Consider the following 21,858-nt stretch of genomic DNA (forward strand, 5'->3'; position numbering starts at 1 on the left):
AGACATTCACGATGGCACAAGTAGAAATCAAGGTTCCCGACATCGGCGACTTCGACGAGGTCGCGGTGATCGAGGTGCTGGTCAAGGTGGGCGACACGGTCAAGGCCGAGCAATCGCTGATCACAGTCGAATCCGACAAGGCGTCGATGGAGATCCCGTCGTCCGCCGCCGGCATCGTCAAGGAGCTGAAGGTCGGCATGGGCGACAAGGTCAAGGAGGGCTCGGTGGTGCTGGTGCTCGAAAGCGCCGGCGAGGCCGCAGCCCCCGCACCGGCGAAATCCGAAGATAAAACCGCGCCAGCCGAAGCGCAAGGCCGACCGGATGCTACTAAATCGGTAGCAAGCGCCCCGGCGCCCACTCCGGCCGCCTCCGGCCCGGTCGAGGTCAAGGTGCCCGACATCGGCGACTTCAAGGACGTCTCGGTGATCGAGATCCTGGTCAAGCCCGGCGACACGATCGCGGCCGACCAGTCGCTGGTCACGGTCGAATCGGACAAGGCGTCGATGGAGATCCCGTCGTCGGCCGCCGGCGTGCTCAAGGAGCTGAAGGTCAAGGTCGGCGACGTGGTCAACATCGGCGACCTGCTCGCGGTGCTGCAAGGCAGCGCGGCCGCCGCACCGGCACCCGCAGCCGGCCCGGCGCCCGCGCCCGCCGCGAGTGCCGCTGCGCCCGCCGCGCTGGCCAGCCAGCCGGTCGAGCGCACCGACCCGACGGCCGCGCTGCCCGCGCACCAGCCGTCGGCCCCCACCGGCAAACTGCCCCACGCGTCGCCCTCGGTCCGCAAGTTCGCCCGCGAACTGGGCGTGCCGCTCGACGAGGTCAAGGGCAGCGGCGCCAAGGGCCGCATCACCCAGGAAGACGTGCAGAAGTTCACCCAGGCGGTGATGTCGGGTGCCGCGTCCACCAAGGCGGCGGGCGCCAAGCCGGCCACGGCCGGTGGCGGCGACGGCGCCGCGCTGGGCCTGATCCCGTGGCCGAAGGTCGATTTCGCCAAGTTCGGCGCGGTCGAGCGCAAGGAGCTGTCGCGGATCAAGAAGCTCAGCGGCGCCAACCTGCACCGCAACTGGGTGATGATCCCGCACGTCACCAACAACGACGAGGCCGACATCACCGAGCTGGAAGCCTTCCGCGTGGCGACCAACAAGGAAAACGAGAGATCGGGCGTCAAGGTGACGATGCTGGCCTTCGTGATCAAGGCGGTCGTCGCGGCGCTGAAGAAATTCCCCGAGTTCAACGCCAGCTTGGATGGCGACACCCTGGTCTACAAGCAGTACTTCCACGTCGGCTTCGCGGCCGACACGCCCAACGGGCTGGTCGTGCCGGTGTTGAAGGATGCCGACAAGAAGGGCATCCTGCAGATCAGCACCGAGATGGGCGAGCTGGCCAAGAAGGCCCGCGAAGGCAAGCTGGGCGGCGGCGACATGCAGGGCGGCTGCTTCTCGATCAGCTCGCTGGGCGGCATCGGCGGCACCCACTTCACCCCCATCATCAACGCGCCCGAAGTGGCGATCCTGGGCCTGTCGAAGGGCCAGACGAAGCCGGTCTGGGACGGCAAGCAGTTCGTCCCGCGCCTGGTGCTGCCGCTGTCGCTCTCCTACGACCACCGGGTGATCGACGGCGCTTCCGCTGCACGCTTCAACGCGTTCCTGGGCCAGGTGCTGGCCGACTTCCGCCGGGTGCTGCTATGAGCCGGATCGACGTCAAGGTTCCCGATATCGGCGACTTCGCCGAGGTGGCGGTGATCGAGGTGCTGGTGAAGGCCGGCGACACGGTCGAGCCCGAGCAGTCGCTGGTCACCGTCGAGTCCGACAAGGCCTCGATGGAGATCCCGTCCTCGCACGGCGGCGTGGTCCAGGAGGTGAAGGTCAAGGTCGGCGACAAGGTGGCCGAAGGCTCGGTGCTGATCAGCATCGAGGCGGAAGCCGGCGCCGCGGCGCCTGCCGCCGGACCGGCACCGGCACCGGCACCGGCACCGGCACCGGCACCGGCAGCCGCTGCTCCGGCGGCCGCCCCCGCGCCCGTAGTGGAGAAATCCGAACCGAAAGTGCCTGCAGCCGGCGCGGATGGCCGACCAGATGCTACCAAAAGCGTAGCAAAAGCGTCCGACATCGCCGACGCCGACTACGACCTCGTCGTGATCGGCGGCGGCCCCGGCGGCTACTCGGCGGCCTTCCGCGCGGCCGACCTGGGGTTGAAGGTCGCGATGGTCGAGCGCTACCACACCCTCGGCGGCGTCTGCCTCAACGTGGGCTGCATTCCGTCGAAGGCGCTGCTGCATGTGGCGGCCGTCATGGACGAGGTGAAGCACTTCGCCGACCTGGGCGTGTCGTACGGCGAGCCGTCGCTCGACATCGGCAAGCTGCGCACCCACAAGGAAAAGGTCATCGGCAAGCTGACCGGCGGCCTGGCCGCGATGGCCAAGATGCGCAAGGTGACGGTGCTGCGCGGCCTGGCCACGTTCACCGGCGCCCATGCGCTGGAGGTGGCCGAGACCGGCGGCGCGGGGCAGGAAAAAACCGGCAAGACGCAGGCGGTGACGTTCCGCCGCGCGATCATCGCGGCGGGCTCGCAGGCGGTTCGCCTGCCGTTCCTGCCCGACGATCCGCGGGTGGTCGATTCCACCGGCGCGCTGGCGCTGCAGTCGGTGCCCAAGCGGATGCTGATCGTCGGCGGCGGGATCATCGGCCTGGAAATGGGCACGGTGTACTCCAGCCTGGGCGCGCGGCTCGACGTGGTCGAGATGCAGGGCGGCCTGATGCAGGGCGCCGACCGCGACCTGGTGAAGGTCTGGCAGAAGATGAACGCGCCGCGCTTCGACAACATCATGCTCAAGACGAAGACGGTGGGTGCCAAGGCCACCGAGGCGGGCATCGAGGTGACGTTCGAAGGCGAGGGCGCCCCCAAGGAGCCGCAGGTCTACGACCTGGTGCTGCAGGCCGTCGGACGCACGCCCAACGGCGGCAAGGTGGGTGCCGACAAGGCGGGCGTGAAGGTGACGGACCGCGGCTTCATCGACGTCGACATCCAGATGCGGACCGACGTGCCGCACATCTTCGCCATCGGCGACCTGGTCGGCCAGCCGATGCTGGCGCACAAGGCGGTGCACGAGGGCCATGTGGCGGCGGAAGTCATCGCCGGCGAACTGCAGGGCGACGAGAAGCTGGCCAGCGCCGCCTTCAACGCCCGGGTGATCCCGAGCGTGGCCTACACCGACCCCGAGGTGGCATGGGTCGGCATCACCGAGGACCAGGCCAAGGCCCAGGGCCTCAAGGTGGAGAAGGGGCTGTTCCCGTGGAACGCGTCGGGCCGCGCCATCGCCAACGGCCGCGACGAGGGCTTCACCAAGCTGCTGTTCGACGCCGAGACCCACCGCATCGTCGGCGGCGGCATCGTCGGCACCCATGCGGGCGACATGATCGGCGAGATCGCCCTGGCCATCGAGATGGGCGCCGACGCGGTGGACATCGGCAAGACGATCCAACCGCACCCGACGCTGGGCGAGACCATCGGCCTGGCGGCCGAGGTGGCGCACGGCAGCTGCACCGACGTGCCGCCGGCGCGCAAGCGCTGACGGGGCCCGCCAGGTGTCTTCCGGACGCCTGGCGCGTCATCGCGACGGGCCCGGGGGTCCGGTCCCTGACCGTACCAAGCAAAACGCCCTGCAGTGCAGGGCGTTTTGCTTGGGGGTAGTCGCGCCGCGAAGGGCTCGCGACCGGCCGGTCAGTCGGCTCCGGTGTCCTGCACCACCCGGCGGGCGCCTGTGAAGCGGGTCTTCCAATAGCGGATGTCCATGTCCTCGACCCGCACTTCGGCGCCGGGCTTGGGGGCATGGATGAATTTGTTCTCGCCGACGTACATGCCGACATGGCTGAACGCGCTGCGCATAGTCTTGAAGAACACCAGGTCGCCGGGCTTGAGTTCGTTGCGGTCGATCTTCTCGGTGGCGGCTGCCTGCTCGTCGGCACGGCGGGGGAGCAGCAGGCCGACGGTCTGGCCGTAGATGGCGCGGATGAAGCCGCTGCAGTCGAAGCCCGATTCGGCGCTGTTGCCGCCCCGGCGGTACGGCACGCCCAGGAAGCCCATGGCGCTCATCACGACTTCGGAGGTCTGGCTCTTGATCGACTGCCGCACATGCTCGACATGCGACAGCAACCCGCGATCGGCCAGAAGTGCGTCCATGTCATCCGTTTTTTGAGAGGGTGCTGCGTAGGAGGCCGACGCGGCGGTAAGTAGGAAGACGCACAGGAGTCTGGACATGGACGCGGAGGTTAAAGGGGCATGCCGCCAGCGTCAAGCGCGGTTACATTCTCTAAGTGCTTGATTTTTAAGCAGAAGTACCAATGTCTTCCTGTACAAGTGACCCCTGCCGTCGTATTGCCGTTGGTCAGCACGCCAAATAAAGGATCGCCATGTCTGTAAGACTGCACCGCCGCGCCGTCGGCGTTCTTTTCAGCGCGGCACTGGTCATCGCGGGTATCGCGGGCCCTGCCGGCGCGGCCTATGCGGTGAAGGCCGTGCCGGTGGCGCAGGGCCTGTCGTCGCCTTGGGCGGTAGCCTTTTTGCCTAACGGCAAGTTTCTGGTGAACGAGCGTCCGGGGCAGATGCGTGTCGTCACGGCGGCGGGCGAGGTGCGATCTGCGCTGCAGGGCGTGCCGGTGGTCGCCGCGGCGGGGCAGGGCGGCCTGCTCGACGTGGTGTTGGACAGCGGCTTCGCCGCCAACCGCGCGCTGTTCTTCTGCTATTCGGAAGCGGGCGCGAACGGCACCAACGGCACCGCCCTGGCCCGCGCGGTGCTGTCGGCCGACGAGCGTCGGCTTGAAGAGGTGAAGGTGCTGTTCCGCCAGCAGCCGAAGATCGCCGGCAGCCTGCACTTCGGATGCCGCATCGTGGAGAAGCCCGACGGTACGCTGTGGCTGGCGCTAGGCGAACGCTCGTCGAAGAAGGAAGAGGCGCAGAACCTCAAGAGCCACCTGGGCAAGATCGTGCGCATCGCCAAGGACGGCACGGTACCGCCCGACAACCCCTTCGTCGGCCGCGCCGACGCGCTGCCCGAGATCTGGAGCTACGGCCACCGCAACGCGCAGGGCGCCACGCTCGGCCCCGACGGCCGGCTGTGGATGCACGAGCACGGCCCGCAGGGCGGCGACGAACTCAACCTCCCGGTGGCCGGCCGCAACTACGGCTGGCCGGTGATCACCTACGGCGAGAACTACGGCGGCGGCCCGATCGGCCGCGGCATCACCCGGCAGCAGGGCATGGAGCAGCCGCTGCACTACTGGGCGCCGTCGATCGCGCCGTCGGGCATGGCCTTCCTCACCAGCGACCGCTACGGCCCGGCCTGGAAGGGCAGCCTCTTCGTCGGCTCGCTGAAGTTCGGCCGGCTGCACCGGCTGCAGATAGAAGGCGGCAAGGTGGCGCGCGAGGAGTTTTTGCTGGAGAGCCTGCGCGAACGCATCCGCGACGTGCGCCAGGGCCCGGACGGCTGGCTCTATGTGCTGACCGACGGCCCGCAGGGCCGGCTGCTGCGGCTGGAGCCCTAGCCGGCGGCGACGGTGCGGGGCGGGGTGGGCTGCGACAATCGCACCATCTCCCATTTCCTGCCCCTGCGCACCCCCGCCATGCTGCTCGACGCCTCCGAATCCCAACTCGTCCTGGTGGACTACCAGGAACGCCTGATGCCCGCGATCTTCGAGGGCCCGGCGGTGCTGGCCAACGCGCTGCGGCTGGCCCGCGCGGCGCAGCTGCTGGAGGTGCCGGTCTGGGGCACCGAGCAGAACCCGTCGGGCCTGGGCTCCAACGACCCCGCACTGCGCGCGCTGTGCCACCGCACCCTGGCCAAGATGCAGTTCAGCGCGGTCGAGGAAGGCCTGGGCGACTGGCTGCGGCCGGCGCCCAGGCCGCAGGGCGGCAACGCCCGCAGCCTGCCCAAGCACCTGCAGAAGCCGGCCCAGGCGCCCGAGCCCGGCGCCATCGTGATAGCCGGCTGCGAAGCGCACATCTGCTTGCTGCAGACGGCGCTGGATCTGCTGGAAGACGAGTTCGAGGTCTGGGTGGTGACCGACGCCTGCGGGTCACGCACCGAGCGCAACCGTGACGCAGCCTTCGACCGCCTGGCCGGCAGCGGCGCCGAGCTGGTGACGACCGAGATGGTGCTGTTCGAATGGCTGGGCTCGGCCGAGCACCCGGATTTCAAGGCGATCCAGGACTTGGTCCGCTGACGCTGCGCCCGCTGATCGGCGACGTGGCCACAAAACGATCTATGCTCGAAAGGAGCCGCTACGTGAAACGCCACCTGACCGAGACCACCGGCCTGCGGCGCCTGGGCTATGCCGCCGCGGTCGGCGGGTTGGTGTTCGCCGCCGCCACGCCGCTGGCGCCGCCGGTGCGATTGTTGCTGGCCTGGGTGGCCGCCGGGGCGACCGATCTCTGCCTGGCCTGGCTGCTGGCGCGCCACTTCGAGGCGCCGCGGATCCGCGGCCGCGCCAAAGCGCAGGACGAATCGGCCGCGGTGCTGTTCCTCGCGATGGTGGTGGCGCTCTGCGCCAGCGTGGTCGCCATCGTGGTGCTGCTGCAGCAGACGCGCGACCTGCCGCAGTCGCAGCGTGGTGCGCATGTGGCGCTGTCGATGCTGGCGGTTGCGACCTCCTGGCTCTGGATCCACACCCTCTTCGCGTTTCGGTATGCCCACCGCTACTACCAGGGCGAAGACGGTGGCCCGGAAGCGGCCGAGGCGCAGAAGGCGGCCAGCGGCGGGCTGGATTTTCCGGGGGAGGGCGATCCTGACTACTTCGATTTCCTCTACCAGGCGCTGGTGATCGGCATGACCTCGCAGGTGTCCGACGTGCAGGTGACCTCGTCGGCCATGCGCCGGCTGGTGACGGTGCACGGGCTGATGGCCTTCGTCTTCAACGTGGTGCTGCTGGCCCTCGGCGTGAACGCCGCGGCTTCGATGCTCGGGTAAACCCGAAAAAGTTCCGCAAACCATGCAGGACGAGGCAGCGTCCTACACATAAGGTGCATCCAGAGGGTAGACGGCGCCGTAATGCCTCCCGAAGATGCACTGTCCGTGGCGCATACTTAAAAAACGTGCCCTGGCAGTTTCTTTCATCGCATAGCCGTTGTGGCCAGCGATTCCTACCACGTGTACCGAGGAGTTGAGCATGATTCAAGAACCCGCAATGATGGACGTTTTGCAGCGTCGCAGCGACAAGCTCGCAGAACGCCGTCAGTTCTTCCGCAAGACCGGCGGCTTCGCAGCTGGCATGGCCGGTGGCGCGATCCTGACCGCTTGCGGTGGCGGTTCCGGCGGCGCGGTCGCGGCCGACGCACCGAGCGATGTCGAAATCCTCAACTTCGCGTTGAACCTGGAATACCTCGAAGCCCAGTTCTACCAGAACGCGGTGTTCGGCACGAGCCTGGCCGCGTCGCAGCAGACCGGCGTGGGCGTGCAGGGTGCGGTCGTCGGCGGTGGACGTGCGGTGCCGTTCAGCGACCCGGTCGTCGCGGCCTATGCCCGCGAGATCGCGCGCGACGAGGCCCAGCACGTGGCCTTCCTGCGCAGCGCCCTCGGCAGCGCGGCCGTCGCCCAGCCGGCGCTCGACATCAGCGGTACCGACCCGAACGGTGCGTTCTCGACGGCCGCCGTTGCCGCCGGCCTGATCAGCAAGGGCCAGGTGTTCGATCCCTACGCCAACGATGCCAACTTCCTGCTGGCCGCCTTCATCTTCGAAGACGTCGGTGTCACCGCCTACAAGGGTGCCGCTCCGCTGATCACCAACAAGACCTACCTCGAAGCCGCTGCCGGCATCCTGGCGGCCGAGGCGTACCACGCCGGCCTGGTCCGCACGGTGTTGTACTCGAAGGGCCTGACCACGCCGGCCCTGCGCACCTCGGCCGACGCGATCGCCCGTGCCCGCGACACGCTCGACAGCTCGAAGACCGCCGAAGCCAGCCTGACCGGCACCGGCGGCAGCGCCCCGATCGCCGGCATCGTGCCGCTCGATTCCAACGGCATCGCCTACAGCCGCAGCTACGACGACGTGCTCAACATCGTCTATCTGAACCCGGGTGCGGTCACCAAGGGTGGCTTCTATCCGAACGGCCTGAACGGCACGCTGGTGATGAGCAGCGCCTTCGCATAAGCCCCCGCCGGCCCTGCCGGGCCAGAGAGACAGAGGCGACCGTGCTCCCGTGGCCCGGTCGCCTTTTTCATGGGCGCGACACGCAGCAGCGCCCGCACCTCGAAGGCCTGCGCAGCATCAGCCCGAGGCCGCGGTTCGGCCCCGGCGCAGCGAGCCGGTCGACACCGGCGTGCCCAGCAGGACGCGGGTGGGAATCGAGGGGATCATGCTTGCGTGCCGAAGAGGGAGGCGGTGCGGGGGATGGAAAGGGTGAGCTGAACGCGGGTGGCCGGGGCCTCCTCGCGCTCCAGCGCCAGCAGCGCCGCCTTGCGCTCCAGCCCGCCGGCATAGCCGGTCAGCATCCCGGTGCGGCCCACCACCCGATGGCACGGCACGATGATGCTGACCGGGTTGCGGCCCACCGCCGCCGCCGCCGCCCGCACGGCGGTCGGCCGGCCGACGGCCACCGCCAGCGCGCCGTAGCTCACGGTGGTGCCGAGCGGCAGCGCGACCAGCGCGCGCCAGACCGCCTTCTGGAAATCGGTCGCGCCCGGCAGGTCCAGCGCGATGCCGAAGCGCGCGCGGCTACCGGCGAAGTAGGCGGCCAGCTCGGCCTCGGCCTGATCGAGCACCGCGTGGGCGCCGCCGTGCAGCGGCCAGGTGCCGGGCGTGCCTCTGAGGCTGCGCGGCAGAAGGATCGTCGGCTGCGAAGCGACCGCAACGTTCCGTTTTTCAACGCCTTCTTGCCCCATAGCCCTGCCATGTGGCGAGGAAGCCGGCAAAAACTGTCCTCGCTGGGGTCGCTTCTCGGCTTCTACACCTTCTGCCGCGCAGACTCCTAGCTGCGGTGGCCGGTGGCGCTGGTCGAAGAACCACAGGCCCGTCAGGCCGCGAGGCGTGGCGGCGAGGTCGATGGCGCCGAGAGGCGATGGCCAGCGGCGCAGGACGGTGTCGGGTGCGTAAATCATGGATTTTTAGTGTTTTGGTGCTGTAGCCAGCGTCGGGCGAAGGTTAGTAGCTATCTATTCGATAGCGGACAGACGGGGCGTTGCCAGCGGCTCCAGCGCGTGCCAGGCGCGCAGCACGGCGTAGCTCCGCCAGGGGCGCCAGACCTGCGACGCCTCTTCCGCCGCCTTGGCCGGCCGGGGCCGTCCGCGTACGCCCATCGCCTCCTGCAGCGCCACGTCGCCGGCCGGAAACGCGTCGGGCCAGGCCAACGCCCGCATCGCGACGTAGTGGGCCGTCCAGTCGCCGATGCCGGGCAGGGCGACCAGGGCGGCGATGGCCGGGGCCGGCGGGCAGCCGGGCTCCAGCACCAGGGAGCCGTCGGCCACCGCCCGGGCCAGCGCCTGGATCGCGCCTTGGCGCTGGCGCACGATGCCCAGGCCGCCCAGCGTGTCCGAATCGGCGGCGGCCAGCGCCGCCGGCGTGGGGAACAACCGCAGCAGCCCGCCGTGCGGCGTGGCCAGCGGCGCGCCATAACGGGCGGCCAGCCGGTTGGCGAAGGTGCAGGCGGCGGCCACCGTCACCTGCTGTCCCAGCACGGCGCGCACCGCCAGCTCGAAGCCGTCGAAGCTGCCCGGCACCCGCCAGCCGGCCATGCCGGGGAAGTACCCGCCGAGCAGTGCGTCGATCGCGGCCGGGTCGGCATCCAGGTCGAGCAGGGCGCGCACCTGGCGGATCACGGTGGGCAGCACCGGCAGAAGACTGTCGCTCACCTGCAGCAGCACCTGGTTGCGCGCCTCGTCGAACCGCAGCTGCAGCCAGCCGGACGGTCCGGCGCCGCCGCGGGGCGCCAGCGCCCGCTGGAATGCGGGGCCGGCGGGCGTGTCGACCATCGCCTCCACGCCGGCCACCAGGTGGCGCTTCAGGAACGCCAGCATGCCCGCGACCGCGTACGGGGGCCGGTACGCCAGCCGTGCCTGCGCCGTCGGCGCGCCGGTGCCGGACCGGTCCGCGGACGGTGCCTGCTCCCGACGCACCGCCACCGGCGCCAGCCCGTAGTGCGCCAGGAAGGCCGCCTGGAACCGCCGCAGGCTGGCGAAGCCGGCGGCCAGCGCCACGTCGGCTACCGGCAGATCGGTGTCGGCCAGCAATTGCTTGGCGGCCAGCAGCCGGCGGGTCTGCAGGTACTGCAGCGGCGAAACGCCGAAGGCGCCTTCGAACACCCGGCGCAGGTGTCGGTCGCTGACGCCCATCCGCGCGGCCAGCCGCTGCACCGGGGCGGCGGCGCTGTCGCGGGTGGCGGCGAGCCAGCGGGCCGGGTCGTCCAGCCGGCGCGCCGCCTCGTGCGCCAGTACCGCAGCGGCGTCGTGCATCGACCAGACGGTGCCGGCGGTGCCCGGCGCCAGCTCGGGCCGGCATCGCAGGCAGGGGCGGAAGCCCGCGCGCTCGGCCTGGGCCGCCAGGGTGAAGAAGCGGCAGTTCTCGCGCCGCGGGATGCGCACCCGGCACACCGGCCGGCAGTAGATGCCGGTAGAGGTCACGCCGGTGAAGAAGCGGCCGTCGAAGCGGGCATCGTGCGCCGCCAGGGCGCGGTAGCAGGCGTCGCCGTCGGGCGTGGCGGCGGGGCCGGGGGCCGACATGTCGCCTTCCTCGGGCGCTGCAGGGCGGGCGGGGGGCGAAGCGGGCTGGTCCATGCGGTCGATGATACGGACGGACCGGCCGGCCACACGCCGTTTCCGGACATCTCCTCGGGTCTGTCCGTAGCGCCCCCGACGGCCCAGCACGCGCATCTGTCCCACAGGCCCGGCTGGGTGGCATGCCTAGAATCGACGGGCATTTTTCATCCAGCAGAAAGATCTTCCCATGGCATTCGCTCCGTCCATCTTCAAGGCATACGACATCCGGGGCATCGTCCCCGCCGCCCTCGACGAGGGCGTGGCGCAGGCGCTTGGCCGGGCCTTCGGCGCCGCCGCGCTGGCGCTCGGCGAGCGGGCCGTCGCCGTCGGCCGCGACGGCCGGCTGAGCGGCCCGGCTCTCGGCAAGGCCTTGATCGACGGCCTGGTGGCTTCGGGCGTGGAGGTGATCGATGTGGGCACCGTCACCACGCCGATGCTGTATTTCGCGGCCAGTACGCTCTGCAACAGCGGCATCCAGGTCACCGGCAGCCACAACCCGAAGGACTACAACGGCTTCAAGATGGTGCTGGCCGGCAAGGCGATCTACGGCGAGGAAATCCAGGGCCTGCGCCGCACGATGGACGACGACAGCGCCCCGCGCAAGGATGGCGGCAGCGTCCGCACGGTGGACGTCACCGCCGACTACATCGCCCGCATCGCCGGCGACATCCGGCTCGCCCGGCCGGTCAAGATCGTGGTCGATTCGGGCAACGGCATCGCCGGCGCCTCGGCGCCCGACGTGTTCCGCGCCATCGGCTGCGAGGTGATCGAGCTGTTCAGCCAGGTCGACGGCAACTTCCCCAACCACCACCCCGACCCGAGCAAGCCCGAGAACCTGCGCGACGTGATCGCCAAGCTGCAGGAGACCGACGCCGAGCTGGGCCTGGCCTTCGACGGCGACGGCGACCGCCTGGGCATCGTCACCAAGGACGGCCAGAACATCTTTCCCGACCGCCAGATGATGCTGTTCGCGCAGGACGTACTGAGGCGCGTACCCGGCGGCGAAATCGTCTTCGACGTGAAATGCAGCCAGCGCCTGGCGCCCGCGATCGAGGCGGCCGGCGGCAAGGCCACCATGTTCAAGACCGGCCACTCGCTGATCAAGGCCAAGATGCGCGAAACCGATTCGCCCCTGGGCGGCGAGATGAGCGGCCACATCTTCTTCAAGGAGCGCTGGTACGGCTTCGACGACGGCACCTACGCCGGCTGCCGCCTGCTGGAGATCGTCAGCAAGAGCCCCGACGCCAGCGCGGTGCTCAATGCGCTGCCGACCAGCTTCTCTACGCCCGAGCTGAACGTGGCCTGTGCCGAGGGCGAGCCGCACACCCTGGTGCAGAAGCTGGTCGAGACGGCGAAGTTCGACGCGCCGGCCAAGGTCTCGACGATCGACGGCGTGCGGGTCGACTGGCCCGACGGCTTCGGCCTGGTGCGCGCCTCCAACACCACGCCGGTGCTGGTGCTGCGCTTCGAAGGCCACACGCCCGAGGCGCTGCACCGCATCGAGGAAGCGATGACGGCGCTGCTGAAGACGGTGAAGCCGGACGCGAAGATCGGCGCCGCGGCGCACTGAGCTCACCCCCAGGCTCCGCACTTCGTGTCTGCGCCTCCCCCCTCGCCGGGGAAGACTTAGAGCGGCTAACACAACCCAGCGAAGCGGTTCTGGCTAGGCGCCGCATCGCAGACAGTACGAGTAGTACGACAAGGTGCGGCAACGACGCCAGCAGGGTTGTGTTAGCCGCTCTTAGCAGTCCCCCAGGCTCCGCACTGCGTGTCGTCGCCACCCCCCGCCGGGGGCGAGACCGGCAGCCCGGCGGAGCCGGTTCTGCGGTCTCCCTGAAGGGGAGAGCGTCTAACCTGCCGCGTCGCTGAGTAGCGGTTTATTTCTCTAACGGAGTGGTTTTGCTGCTCCGTTTTCATTTCCGTCCATGCGCCTTCTCTCTCGCCTTGCTTTGATGGGCTATTCGGCCGCCCTGACCGTGGCGCAGCCGTTGCTGCGTCGCAAGCTGCGTCGGCGGGCCCGGGTGGAGGCAGGTTACGGGGAGGCGGTGGAAGAGCGGTTCGGGCATTACGAACCGGGGGGCTGGGCGCAGCCTGCGGAAGCAGCCGCAGTCGCCGGGCCGACGGTGTGGCTGCATGCGGTGTCGCTCGGCGAGACGCGGGCCGCTGCGGTGCTGGTGGCGGCTCTGCGTGCGCGCTTGCCCGGCATGCGGCTGCTGTTGACGAACGGCACCGCCACCGGCCGGGCCGAGGGCCGCACGCTGCTGCGGCCGGGCGACCGGCAGGTGTGGCAGCCGTGGGATACGCCGCAGGCGGTGCGCCGGTTCCTGCGGGCCTTTGCGCCCGACATCGGAATCCTCATGGAGACGGAGGTCTGGCCCAACCTGGTCGCCGGCTGCGTGGAGCAGGGCGTACCGCTGGTGGTGACCAATGCGCGGCTCAACACCGGCTCGTTCGTCAAGTCGGAGCGCCTGCACCTGCTGGCCCGACCTGCGTATGCGCGGTTGACCGCCGTGTGGGCCCAGCATGCCGACGATGCCGCGCGGCTGCGCCGCCTGGGCGCGCCGGTGCAGGGCGTCTTCGGCAACCTGAAGTTCGACGCCGCGCCCGACGCGGCGTTGCTGGCGCGCGGCCGGCACTGGCGCGATGCAGGCGCGCGGCCGGTGGTGCTGTTCGCCAGCTCGCGCGAGGGCGAAGAGGCGATGTGGATAGAAGAATTCAAACGAAAAGTGCCCGCAGCCGGCGCAGAATGCCGACCACTAGCTACAGAAATGATAGCAGAGGGGTTGTCTGGCGCTTCCGATGTCCAGTGGCTCCTGGTACCGCGGCATCCCAACCGTTTCGACGAAGTCGCGCAGTTGCTGCAGGCCGCCGGGCTGCGTGTCGCCCGCCGCAGCCAGTGGCCGGACGGTGAAGGCGCTCCGCCGGAAGCCGACGTCTGGCTAGGCGATTCGGTCGGCGAGATGGCGCTGTACTACGGCATGGCGCATGCCGCCTTGCTCGGCGGCAGCTTCGAGACCCTGGGCGGTCAGAACCTGATCGAGGCGGCGGCCTGCGGCTGCCCGGTGGTGATGGGGCCGCACACCTTCAACTTCGCCGACGCGGCGGAGCAGGCCGCGGCGGCGGGTGCGGCGATGCGGGTGGCGGACATGGCGCAGGCGATGGAGGTGGCCGTACGGCTGGTCGGCGATCCCGCCGCACAGCGGAAGGCGGCCGCGGCATCGACCACCTTCGCGGCCTCGCACAGCGGCGCCTCGGCCCGGACGGCGGATGCGATCTGCGCGCTGCTGGCGCGGCGGCGGGTCGGATAGCGGTCGGGCGGACACATCGTCAGCGGGCAGCGCCCATTGACTCAGGGCGCCTGCAAACGCTGCAGCACTTCCGGCGTCGGATACCCATCCGCCGGCAGGCCGACGCTCTGCTGGTAGTGCCGCAGGCCGTCGCGCGTCGCCGGCCCGAGCAGCCCGTCCGGCGTGCCGACCGGGAACCCCTTGGCGTTGAGCGCTGTCTGCATCTGCTGCAGCGCGCTGCGGCCGAGCGGCGGCAGATCCACCGGCCACTGCGTGGCCAGCGGGCCGCCTCCGTCGATCCGGTCGGCCAGCATGCCGACCGCCAGGGCATAGCTGTCGGAATTGTTGTAGCGCAGGATCGCCCGGAAATTGGGGCCGACCAAGAAGGCCGGGCCGCGCGCGCCGGCCGGCAGCAGCACCGCCGCATCGGTCAGGGCGGGCAGGGCGGTGCCGTCGGCGCGGCGCAGGCCGGCGGCGGCCCAGGCGGCGGCGTCCTGGCGCACGGCCATGTCGGCGCGGGCGTAGTCGAAGCCGGGCGGCAGCTGCACCTCCACGCCCCAGGGCTCGCCCGGGCGCCAGCCGGCGCGGGCCAGGTAATTGGCGGTGGAGGCCATCACGTCGGCCATGCTGCCCCAGATGTCGCGCCGGCCGTCGCCGTCGGCATCGACCGCGTAGGCCAGGAAGCTCGACGGCAGGAACTGGGTGTGGCCCATCGCGCCGGCCCAGGAGCCGACCATGTGGCGGCTGTCTATGTCGCCGTTGTCGATGATCTTCAGCGCGGCCAGCAGCTCGCTGCGCGCCCAGTCCTGCCGGCGGCCCTCGAATCCCAGCGTGGCCAGCGCATCGACCGTCGGGAAGTCGCCGAAGTTGGCGCCGTAGTTGCTCTCCATGCCCCAGATCGCGGCGATCGTGGCGGCCGGCACCCGGTAACGGGCCTGGGCCGCATCGGCCTCGGTGCGCACCTGCGCCAGCCTGGCGCGGCCGTTGGCCACGCGCTGCTCCGACACCGCGCTGGCCAGGTACTCCCACACCGGGCGGACGAACTCGGGCTGCGACCGGTCGAGGTCGATGGTGCGGGGCCGGTACTGCGCGCCGTCGAAGGCGTCGCGCAGGGTCGCCTCGCGGATGCCCTGGGTGCGGGCGTAAGCGGAGAAATCGGCGATCCAGCGGGCGAAGGCGGCTTGTTGGGCGGCGTCGTGCACCGTGGCCGTGGCCGTGGCGGCGGGGGCCGGCGCGGGAGAGGGCGCCGGCGCAGCCGGTGCGGCCACGGGCGCGGCCGGTGCGGTCGATGTCCCGCCCGGCGGTATGCCCGGCGTCGCCGCCGGTGGGCCGGCGCATCCGGCCAGCGCCAGCGCCGCCACCAGCGATGCGCAGGCGGCGAGGCGACGGTGGGCCGCGGGCGGTTCGGCGAAACGGGCCGTGTCGAACGCAGGCGCAGCGACGCTGGAAGAGGACACGGCAGGCACGGAGGAGAAGGGCATGGGCGGGCTCGTCGGCGGCAGAAGGAGTCGGTCGATTGTCCCTTCCCGTCGCGGGGCGCCGCAACACCGGGTTACCTCAGCGGCGAGGCCGCAGCGGCCCGGTCGTGCGGTAAACCTAGAATCCGCCACCGCGTTCCCCTGGGGCCTCATGCTTTCGCTCTCCGATCTGCCCGACCTTCCGGCCGTGCCCGACACCGTCAAGACCACGCTGTCCTTCGCCTGGACCGCCTACATCGCCGTCCTGGCGGTCTGGATCGTGTTGCAGAAGCGTTCACCGCTCTCCACCCTCGGCTGGATCCTGTCGATGGCCTGGCTGCCGGTGCTGGGTTTCGGTGTGTACTACTTCTTCGGCCCGCAGCGGCTGCGGCGCCAGCGGGTCAAGCGGATCCGCAGCCATGCCAACCTGTACGCGAAGAGCGATTTCGCCAACCTGCGCGCCCTGAGCGACCACGCACCGCAGCACCTGCAGCAGATGGGCCTGCTGGGCCGAGCCACCTGCGACATCCCGGTCTCGACCGCGTCCGACGTGCGGCTGCTGGTGGGCGGCGCCCAGACGTACAAGGCCTTGTTCGACGCGATCCGGGCGGCGCGCCACCATGTGCACCTCGAGTACTACATCTTCGAGCCCGACAAGATCGGTACCGCGCTGCGCGACCTGCTGGTCGAGAAGGCGCGGCAGGGCGTCAAGGTGCGGCTGTTGGTCGACGCGCTGGGCTCCAAGCGGCTCGGCAGGCGCTTCTTCGCGCCTCTGGAGGCTGCCGGCGCGGGCGTGGGCCGGTTCCACGACAGCCGCATCGGCCGGCGGCTGCGGCCGGTGATCAACTTCCGTACCCACCGCAAGATCGTGGTGTGCGACGGCGAGGTGGGCTTCACCGGCGGTCTCAACATCACCGACGAGGAAGACGAGCGCACCCGCCCCGACGCCTACCACGACGTGCACCTGCGGCTGGAGGGCAACGCGGTGCGCTGGCTGCAGATGGTCTTCCTGGAAGACTGGGTCTACGCCACCGGCGAGCGCAAGCGGCGCACGGCGGAAGACTTCGACAGGCTGCTGCGGCCGACGGTGGTGGGCGAGCACGCGGTGCAGATCGTCGCCTCCGGTCCCGACAGCGCCTACGAGGCGATCCACCGGATGGTGCTGGCGGCGATCCACGGCGCGGTGCGCCGGGTGTGGATCACAACGCCGTACTTCGTGCCCGGCTCGCCCGCGCTGATGGCGCTGACCAGCGCCGCGTTGCGCGGGGTCGATGTGCGGGTGATGGTGCCGATGCGCAGCGATTCGCGCATCGTCAGCGCCGCGGCGCGCTCCTATTTCGACGAACTGATCGAGGCCGGCGCCAAGGTCTGGGAGTACGAGGCGCGGATGCTTCACTCCAAAACGATGGTGTTCGACGACAACTGCGGCGTGGTCGGTACCGCCAACTTCGACAACCGCAGCTTCCGGCTCAACTACGAGATCTGCGCCTTCGTCTACGGGCCGACGCTGACCGTGCCGCTGGGCGCGCAGTTCGAGCGCGACCTGCGCAAGTCGATGCGGGTGGAGGCCGACCGCCGGCTGCCCGCCTGGCAGAAGCTGTTCGACGCCACCGCGCGCCTGTTCTCGCCGTTGTTATAGACCACCCCCAGGCTGCGCACTGCGTGTCTTCGCCCACACCCTCGCGGAGGCGACGCTGGCGGCCCGGCGGAGCCGGTTCCACTGCGTCCTGAAGAGGCGGGGTCGTCGTCCGGGCGGACAGGCGGTGTAGGTGCCTGTGTCCTGAAACGACTTATCCGCAGGCGGGCGGCATACTGGCGGGCTTCCAGATTTCCGCTTGCCGCCGATGCACACCTTTTTCTGGCACGACTACGAAACCTTCGGCGCCAACGTGCGCCGCGACCGTCCTGCCCAGTTCGCCGCGATCCGCACCGATGCCGACCTGCGAGAGATCGGCGATCCGCTGATGCTCTACTGCCAGCCCGCGCCCGATTTCCTGCCCGAACCCGAGGCCTGCCTGATCACCGGCATCACCCCCCAGACCTGCCTGGAGCGCGGTGTGCCCGAGCATGCCTTCTGCGCGCAGATCGAGGCCGCTTTCGCCACCCCCGGCACCGTAGGCGTCGGCTACAACACCATCCGGTTCGACGACGAGATCACCCGCTTCATGCTCTGGCGCAACCTGGCCGACCCGTATGCGCGCGAATGGCAGAACGACTGCGGCCGCTGGGACCTGCTCGACGTGGTGCGGCTCACCTACGCGCTGCGGCCCGACGGCATCGTCTGGCCCAGGAAGGAGGACGGCAGCCCCAGCTTCAAGCTCGAAGACCTGGCGCGCGCCAACGGCCTGCTGCACGACGCGGCGCACGACGCGCTCTCCGACGTGCGGGCCACCATCGCCCTGGCCCGGCTGGTGCGCGACCGGCAGCCCAAGCTGTTCGACTTCGCCTTCGGCCTGCACCGCAAGGACCGCGTCGCGGCCGAGTTGGGCCTGCCGTCCACCGCGCAGGCCGCCCGGCCCTTCCTGCACGTGTCGGGCATGTTCCCGGCCGACCGCGGCTGCCTGGCGGTGATGTGGCCGCTGGCCCAGCACCCCACCAACAAGAACGAGATCCTGGCCTGGGACCTGGCGCACGATCCGTCGGTGCTGGCCGGCCTGGATGCCGAGGCGATCCGCCAGCGCGTCTTCAGCCGCGCCGCGGACCTGCCCGAGGGCGTGGTCCGGCTGCCGCTGAAGGGCGTGCACCTGAACAAGTCGCCGATGGTGGTCGGCAAGCTGCGCACCCTCTCGCCCGAAATGGCGGCCCGCTGGCAGATCGATCTGGAGCAGGCGGGCCGGCACGCCGAGGCCGCCCGTGCGCTGCCCGACCTGTCGGCCATCTGGGCCGAGGTCTACCGCCGGCCGCGAGAAGAGGGCCCGCGCGACGTGGACGAGGACCTGTACGGCGGCTTCGTCGGCAATGCCGACCGGCGCCGGCTGACCCGACTGCGCGCCCTGGCGCCCGAGGCCCTGGCCGCCGCCCGCACCGGTTTCGACGATCCGCGGCTGGAAGAGCTGCTGTTTCGCTACCGCGCGCGGAATTTCGTGGAGACCCTGTCGGAGGCCGAACAACAGCGCTGGGAGCAGCACCGTACCGAGAAACTGCTCGAAGGCGCGGGCGGCGCCCTCTCGGTGGACGCATACTTCGCCCGCATCGACGCCCTGGGCGAAACGGCCGATGCGCGGGGCGAGGCGATCCTCGGCGCCCTGTACGACTATGCCGAGGCGGTCGTGCCGGCCGGCTGAGTCGCCAATCCCTGCCGTGCCGCCAGGCTTTGGCGGCAAATTCCGCACCGGCCGGCGTCCCGCCGCCGGGCACCCGCCTTCGATCCCAGCACCATGACCTCTCGCGGCATCACCACCGACATCGTCCACGCCGTCCGGGCCTTCGGCACCGACCACGGCGGCGTGCACCCGCCGATCCACGTCTCCACCCAGTACGGCTTCGACAAGGTCGACGATCTGATCGGCGTCTTCCAGGGCACGCTCAAGGGCGCCTACAACTACGCCCGCCAGGGCACGCCGACCACGGCTGCGCTGGAGGCGCAGCTCGCGCGGCTGGAGGGCGGCGTCGGCGCGGTGAGCTTCGCGACCGGCATGGCGGCCGTCGCGGCGCTGTTCCTGACCCTGCTGCGCGCCGGCGACCACCTGGTGGCCAGCCGCTTCGTCTTCGGCAACACCAACAGCGTGCTCGACACCATCGCCGGCCTGGGCGTGGCGGTGAGCCGGGTCGATGCCACCGCGGTCGAGCATGTCGCCGCGGCCTTGCGGCCCGAGACACGGATGGTCTTCGTCGAGACCATCGCCAACCCGGGCACCCAGATTCCCGACCTGGAAGCGATCGGTGCGCTCTGCAAGGAGCGCGGCATTCTCTACGTGGTCGACAACACCGTGCTGTCGCCGGCCTTGTTCAGGCCCGCCGTGGTCGGCGCCGGGCTGGTGCTTCATTCGCTCACCAAGACCATCGCCGGTCACGGCAACGCCCTGGGCGGCGCGCTGGTCGATACCGGGCTGTTCGACTGGTCGGCGTATCCCAACGTCGCGGCGCCCTACCGTAAGGGCGACGCCCGGCAATGGGGCCTGACCCAGCTGCGCAAGAAGGGCCTGCGCGACATGGGGGCCTCGCTCTCGTCGCAGCATGCCCATGCGATCGCGGTCGGCGCCGAGACGCTCACCCTGCGGCTGAAGCAGGTGAGCGCCACGGCGCTGGCGCTGGCAGGGTTCCTGGAGGCGCATCCGGCGGTGGCGCGGGTGCACTACCCGATGCTCGCCTCGCACCCCCAGAACGCGCTGGCGCGCCGGCTCTTCGGCGCGGGCTCGTGGCTGATGGCGTTCGAGCTGCAGAACCCCGAGGACTGCCTGCCCTTCATCGACCGGTTGCGGCTGCCGGTCACGGCGACCGGCCTGGGCGACACCCGCAGCCTGGTGATCCCGGTGGCCAACACCATCTTCTGGGAAGCGGGCGCGGCGGTGCGGGCCGACATGGGGATCGCCGACGGCCTGGTGCGGCTGTCGGTAGGGCTGGAAGACGAGGCCGACCTGCGCGCCGATCTGGCGCAGGCCCTGCGGTAAGCCGCGAGGACGACGCGGGCGGCGGCCGGGGCGCCCTGGCGCTCAGCGCGACCAGCGTTTGGCGACCTTGTGCTCCAGCGTGATCTCCACCGCCTTCTGCACCGCGGGCTGGCCGGTCTGCGGGTCGATGTCGACCATGTCTTCCAGCGCGAGGTCTTTCACCTCGCCGCCGGTCTTGTTCTCGAGCGCTTCCAGGACGGCGCCGATGGCTTTTTCGGCTTGGGCAACAGCGGGTGGGGTGGTGGTCATACGGATGCTCTCGGCAGCGGGAATAAACGTCCATTGTCCGGGTGGCGCTGCGCGATGGGGTGTCGGCCGGGCGACACGTCCGCGTGTCGGTCGGCTTCTTCCGATCGCACGCCGAACGACGAACAAAATACGCCCCCGGTCGGCGCCGTTCGCCGACCTTTAGCTATAAAAATAATAGCATCAGGCGATTGCGGGGCGGTGCAGCCGGTCGACCTGCGACGGCCTGCCCGGCAGGTGCAGCGCCGCCGTCGCGGGCGGGTTCTCGGCCAGCAGCCGGCCGCGGCGGACCACCTTGAGCCGAGTGGCGCGCAGGCGCAGGGCCTCGACCGGGTCGCGGGCCTGCAGCAGCACGAAGTCGGCATGGCAGCCCGGCGCCAGCCCGTAGCCCTCCAGCCCCATGATTCGCGCCGGCGTGGTGGTCACCGCATCGAAGCACTGGCGCATCGCCGCCTGGCCGGTCATCTGCGCGACGTGCAGTCCCATGTGGGCGACCTCCAGCATGTCGGCCGAGCCCAGGCTGTACCACGGGTCCATGCAGCAGTCCTGGCCGAAGGCGACCGGCACGCCGTGGGCCATAAGCTCGGGCACCCGCGTCATGCCGCGACGCCTGGGGTAGGTGTCGTGCCGGCCCTGCAGGGTGATGTTGATCAGCGGGTTGGCGATCACGTTCACGCCGCTCCCGGCCAGCAACGGCAGCAGCTTGCTGACGTAGTAGTTGTCCATCGAATGCATCGAGGTGCAGTGCGATCCGGTCACCCGGCCCTGAAGGCCGAGCCGCAGCGCCTCGGCGGCCAGCGTCTCGATATGGCGCGACAGCGGGTCGTCGGTCTCGTCGCAGTGCATGTCGACCGGCAGGCCGCGCTCGGCCGCCAGCTCGCAGAGCAGGCGCACGCTCTCGGCACCGGCCGCCGCCGTCCGCTCGAAATGCGGAATGCCGCCGACCACCCGCACGCCCATGTCGAGCGCGCGCTTCAGGCTGCGCAGCCCGCCGGCGGTGCGCAGCACGCCGTCCTGGGGAAAGGCGACCAGCTGCAGGTCCAGGTAGGGCGCCACCCGCTGCTGCACCTCCAGCAGCGCCTCGACCGTGACCAGCCGCGGGTCGCTGGTGTCGACATGGCTGCGGATCGCCAGCAGGCCGCGCGACACCGCCCAGTCGCAGTAGGCCAGTGCGCGCTCCACCAGCGCCGCATGCGTCAGCTGCGGCTTCAGCTCGCCCCACAGCGCGATACCTTCGAGCAGCGTGCCGCTGGCATTGATGCGGGGCAGGCCGTAGCTCAGGGTCGCGTCGAGATGGAAATGCGCATCGACGAAGGGCGGGCTGAGCAGCTGGCCCTGGGCATCTAGCGTCTCGGCCGCGGGTGCCTGCAGGCCGGTTGCGACCTCGACGATGCGGCCGTCCCGCACCGCGATCGACATGTCGGCGCGGCCGTCGGGCAGGGTGGCGTGGGTGACGAGCAGTTGGAGCATGGCGGGGCGGCGGTAGGTGGATAGGGGCGGGCGGCTGGCGGAGGGGT

General features: G+C 70.3%; 17 protein-coding genes. 11 read left to right on the forward strand and 6 right to left on the reverse strand.

All coding sequences use genetic code 11. From position 1 onward, the window contains the following. The first annotated feature begins 11 nt into the window (after nt 1-11). Complete coding sequence (gene aceF / locus DFQ15_RS00405; protein WP_110464062.1) at nt 12-1,688, forward strand: dihydrolipoyllysine-residue acetyltransferase; 1,677 nt, start codon at nt 12-14, stop codon at nt 1,686-1,688. Beyond that, nucleotides 1,685-3,571: a dihydrolipoyl dehydrogenase gene (gene lpdA, locus DFQ15_RS00410; RefSeq protein ID WP_110464063.1), complete on the forward strand. Its 1,887-nt coding sequence runs from the start codon at nt 1,685-1,687 to the stop codon at nt 3,569-3,571. The genes aceF and lpdA overlap by 4 nt, the downstream gene beginning before the upstream one ends. A gap of 149 nt (nt 3,572-3,720) precedes the next feature. Here lpdA and DFQ15_RS00415 read toward each other — a convergent pair whose 3' ends face one another. Next, nucleotides 3,721-4,257 carry a C40 family peptidase gene (locus DFQ15_RS00415; RefSeq protein WP_110464064.1) on the reverse strand — a complete coding sequence of 179 codons (537 nt, stop codon included), beginning with the start codon at nt 4,255-4,257 and terminating at the stop codon, nt 3,721-3,723. Nucleotides 4,258-4,409: 152 nt separating this feature from the next. On the opposite strand from DFQ15_RS00415, the gene DFQ15_RS00420 reads away from it, so the two are divergent. From DFQ15_RS00420 to DFQ15_RS00435, 4 genes are all read left to right on the forward strand, one after another. Continuing rightward, nucleotides 4,410-5,540 (forward strand): PQQ-dependent sugar dehydrogenase, encoded by a 1,131-nt coding sequence (locus DFQ15_RS00420; protein ID WP_110464065.1) that lies wholly within the window; start codon nt 4,410-4,412, stop codon nt 5,538-5,540. 78 nt (nt 5,541-5,618) lie between these two features. Continuing rightward, nucleotides 5,619-6,218, forward strand: coding sequence for an isochorismatase family protein (locus DFQ15_RS00425; RefSeq protein ID WP_110464249.1), 600 nt, complete (start codon nt 5,619-5,621; stop codon nt 6,216-6,218). Between the two features lie 62 nt (nt 6,219-6,280). Beyond that, a complete protein-coding gene (locus DFQ15_RS00430) occupies nt 6,281-6,961 on the forward strand; it encodes a DUF1345 domain-containing protein (RefSeq protein ID WP_110464250.1) in 681 nt (226 codons plus the stop codon). Nucleotides 6,962-7,160: 199 nt separating this feature from the next. After that, entirely contained in the window at nt 7,161-8,141 is a 981-nt protein-coding gene (locus DFQ15_RS00435; protein ID WP_110464066.1) for a ferritin-like domain-containing protein, read from the forward strand. Nucleotides 8,142-8,344: 203 nt separating this feature from the next. Here DFQ15_RS00435 and DFQ15_RS00440 read toward each other — a convergent pair whose 3' ends face one another. Both DFQ15_RS00440 and DFQ15_RS00445 read right to left on the reverse strand, forming a co-directional pair. Next, nucleotides 8,345-9,088 carry a methylated-DNA--[protein]-cysteine S-methyltransferase gene (locus DFQ15_RS00440; RefSeq protein WP_233504199.1) on the reverse strand — a complete coding sequence of 248 codons (744 nt, stop codon included), beginning with the start codon at nt 9,086-9,088 and terminating at the stop codon, nt 8,345-8,347. A gap of 54 nt (nt 9,089-9,142) precedes the next feature. Then, nucleotides 9,143-10,759: a DNA-3-methyladenine glycosylase 2 family protein gene (locus DFQ15_RS00445; RefSeq protein ID WP_110464251.1), complete on the reverse strand. Its 1,617-nt coding sequence runs from the start codon at nt 10,757-10,759 to the stop codon at nt 9,143-9,145. Nucleotides 10,760-10,928: 169 nt separating this feature from the next. Here DFQ15_RS00445 and DFQ15_RS00450 point away from each other — a divergent pair, with 169 nt between their 5' ends. Then, nucleotides 10,929-12,311, forward strand: a complete 1,383-nt coding sequence (locus DFQ15_RS00450; RefSeq protein WP_110464068.1) for a phosphomannomutase/phosphoglucomutase — start codon at nt 10,929-10,931, stop codon at nt 12,309-12,311. Nucleotides 12,312-12,666: 355 nt separating this feature from the next. Beyond that, nucleotides 12,667-14,049 (forward strand): 3-deoxy-D-manno-octulosonic acid transferase, encoded by a 1,383-nt coding sequence (locus tag DFQ15_RS00455; RefSeq protein WP_110464069.1) that lies wholly within the window; start codon nt 12,667-12,669, stop codon nt 14,047-14,049. A gap of 41 nt (nt 14,050-14,090) precedes the next feature. Here the strand turns inward: DFQ15_RS00455 and DFQ15_RS00460 are convergent, their stop codons facing one another. After that, the gene (locus DFQ15_RS00460) at nt 14,091-15,509 is read right to left on the reverse strand and encodes a lytic murein transglycosylase (RefSeq protein ID WP_110464070.1); all 1,419 of its coding nucleotides are present in this window, start codon (nt 15,507-15,509) and stop codon (nt 14,091-14,093) included. Nucleotides 15,510-15,657: 148 nt separating this feature from the next. Between DFQ15_RS00460 and cls the strand changes: the two genes are divergently transcribed. From cls to DFQ15_RS00475, 3 genes are all read left to right on the forward strand, one after another. Next, nucleotides 15,658-17,124: a cardiolipin synthase gene (cls, locus tag DFQ15_RS00465; protein WP_110464071.1), complete on the forward strand. Its 1,467-nt coding sequence runs from the start codon at nt 15,658-15,660 to the stop codon at nt 17,122-17,124. Between the two features lie 205 nt (nt 17,125-17,329). Next, a complete protein-coding gene (gene sbcB / locus DFQ15_RS00470; RefSeq protein ID WP_110464072.1) occupies nt 17,330-18,769 on the forward strand; it encodes an exodeoxyribonuclease I in 1,440 nt (479 codons plus the stop codon). Nucleotides 18,770-18,862: 93 nt separating this feature from the next. Continuing rightward, the gene (locus tag DFQ15_RS00475) at nt 18,863-20,095 is read left to right on the forward strand and encodes a cystathionine gamma-synthase family protein (RefSeq protein WP_110464073.1); all 1,233 of its coding nucleotides are present in this window, start codon (nt 18,863-18,865) and stop codon (nt 20,093-20,095) included. Nucleotides 20,096-20,137: 42 nt separating this feature from the next. Here DFQ15_RS00475 and DFQ15_RS00480 read toward each other — a convergent pair whose 3' ends face one another. Next, nucleotides 20,138-20,344 (reverse strand): hypothetical protein, encoded by a 207-nt coding sequence (locus DFQ15_RS00480; RefSeq protein ID WP_110464074.1) that lies wholly within the window; start codon nt 20,342-20,344, stop codon nt 20,138-20,140. A 180-nt stretch (nt 20,345-20,524) separates the two neighbouring features. Then, entirely contained in the window at nt 20,525-21,811 is a 1,287-nt protein-coding gene (locus DFQ15_RS00485; RefSeq protein ID WP_110464075.1) for an amidohydrolase family protein, read from the reverse strand. Nucleotides 21,812-21,858: the final 47 nt, after the last annotated feature.

This window comes from Xylophilus ampelinus, from assembly GCF_003217575.1.
Classification (GTDB): domain Bacteria; phylum Pseudomonadota; class Gammaproteobacteria; order Burkholderiales; family Burkholderiaceae_C; genus Xylophilus; species Xylophilus ampelinus.

What these genes read in the sequence shown, in the direction of transcription:
- sbcB (WP_110464072.1), top strand. Translation starts at nt 17,330, where the DNA reads ATGCACACCTTTTTCTGGCACGACTACGAAACCTTCGGCGCCAACGTG.
- DFQ15_RS00420 (WP_110464065.1), top strand. Translation starts at nt 4,410, where the DNA reads ATGTCTGTAAGACTGCACCGCCGCGCCGTCGGCGTTCTTTTCAGCGCG.
- DFQ15_RS00475 (WP_110464073.1), top strand. Translation starts at nt 18,863, where the DNA reads ATGACCTCTCGCGGCATCACCACCGACATCGTCCACGCCGTCCGGGCC.
- aceF (WP_110464062.1), top strand. Translation starts at nt 12, where the DNA reads ATGGCACAAGTAGAAATCAAGGTTCCCGACATCGGCGACTTCGACGAG.
- DFQ15_RS00435 (WP_110464066.1), top strand. Translation starts at nt 7,161, where the DNA reads ATGATTCAAGAACCCGCAATGATGGACGTTTTGCAGCGTCGCAGCGAC.
- DFQ15_RS00445 (WP_110464251.1), bottom strand. Translation starts at nt 10,759, where the DNA reads ATGGACCAGCCCGCTTCGCCCCCCGCCCGCCCTGCAGCGCCCGAGGAA.
- DFQ15_RS00460 (WP_110464070.1), bottom strand. Translation starts at nt 15,509, where the DNA reads ATGCCCTTCTCCTCCGTGCCTGCCGTGTCCTCTTCCAGCGTCGCTGCG.
- lpdA (WP_110464063.1), top strand. Translation starts at nt 1,685, where the DNA reads ATGAGCCGGATCGACGTCAAGGTTCCCGATATCGGCGACTTCGCCGAG.
- cls (WP_110464071.1), top strand. Translation starts at nt 15,658, where the DNA reads ATGCTTTCGCTCTCCGATCTGCCCGACCTTCCGGCCGTGCCCGACACC.
- DFQ15_RS00440 (WP_233504199.1), bottom strand. Translation starts at nt 9,088, where the DNA reads ATGATTTACGCACCCGACACCGTCCTGCGCCGCTGGCCATCGCCTCTC.
- DFQ15_RS00425 (WP_110464249.1), top strand. Translation starts at nt 5,619, where the DNA reads ATGCTGCTCGACGCCTCCGAATCCCAACTCGTCCTGGTGGACTACCAG.
- DFQ15_RS00455 (WP_110464069.1), top strand. Translation starts at nt 12,667, where the DNA reads ATGCGCCTTCTCTCTCGCCTTGCTTTGATGGGCTATTCGGCCGCCCTG.
- DFQ15_RS00415 (WP_110464064.1), bottom strand. Translation starts at nt 4,257, where the DNA reads ATGTCCAGACTCCTGTGCGTCTTCCTACTTACCGCCGCGTCGGCCTCC.
- DFQ15_RS00450 (WP_110464068.1), top strand. Translation starts at nt 10,929, where the DNA reads ATGGCATTCGCTCCGTCCATCTTCAAGGCATACGACATCCGGGGCATC.
- DFQ15_RS00480 (WP_110464074.1), bottom strand. Translation starts at nt 20,344, where the DNA reads ATGACCACCACCCCACCCGCTGTTGCCCAAGCCGAAAAAGCCATCGGC.
- DFQ15_RS00485 (WP_110464075.1), bottom strand. Translation starts at nt 21,811, where the DNA reads ATGCTCCAACTGCTCGTCACCCACGCCACCCTGCCCGACGGCCGCGCC.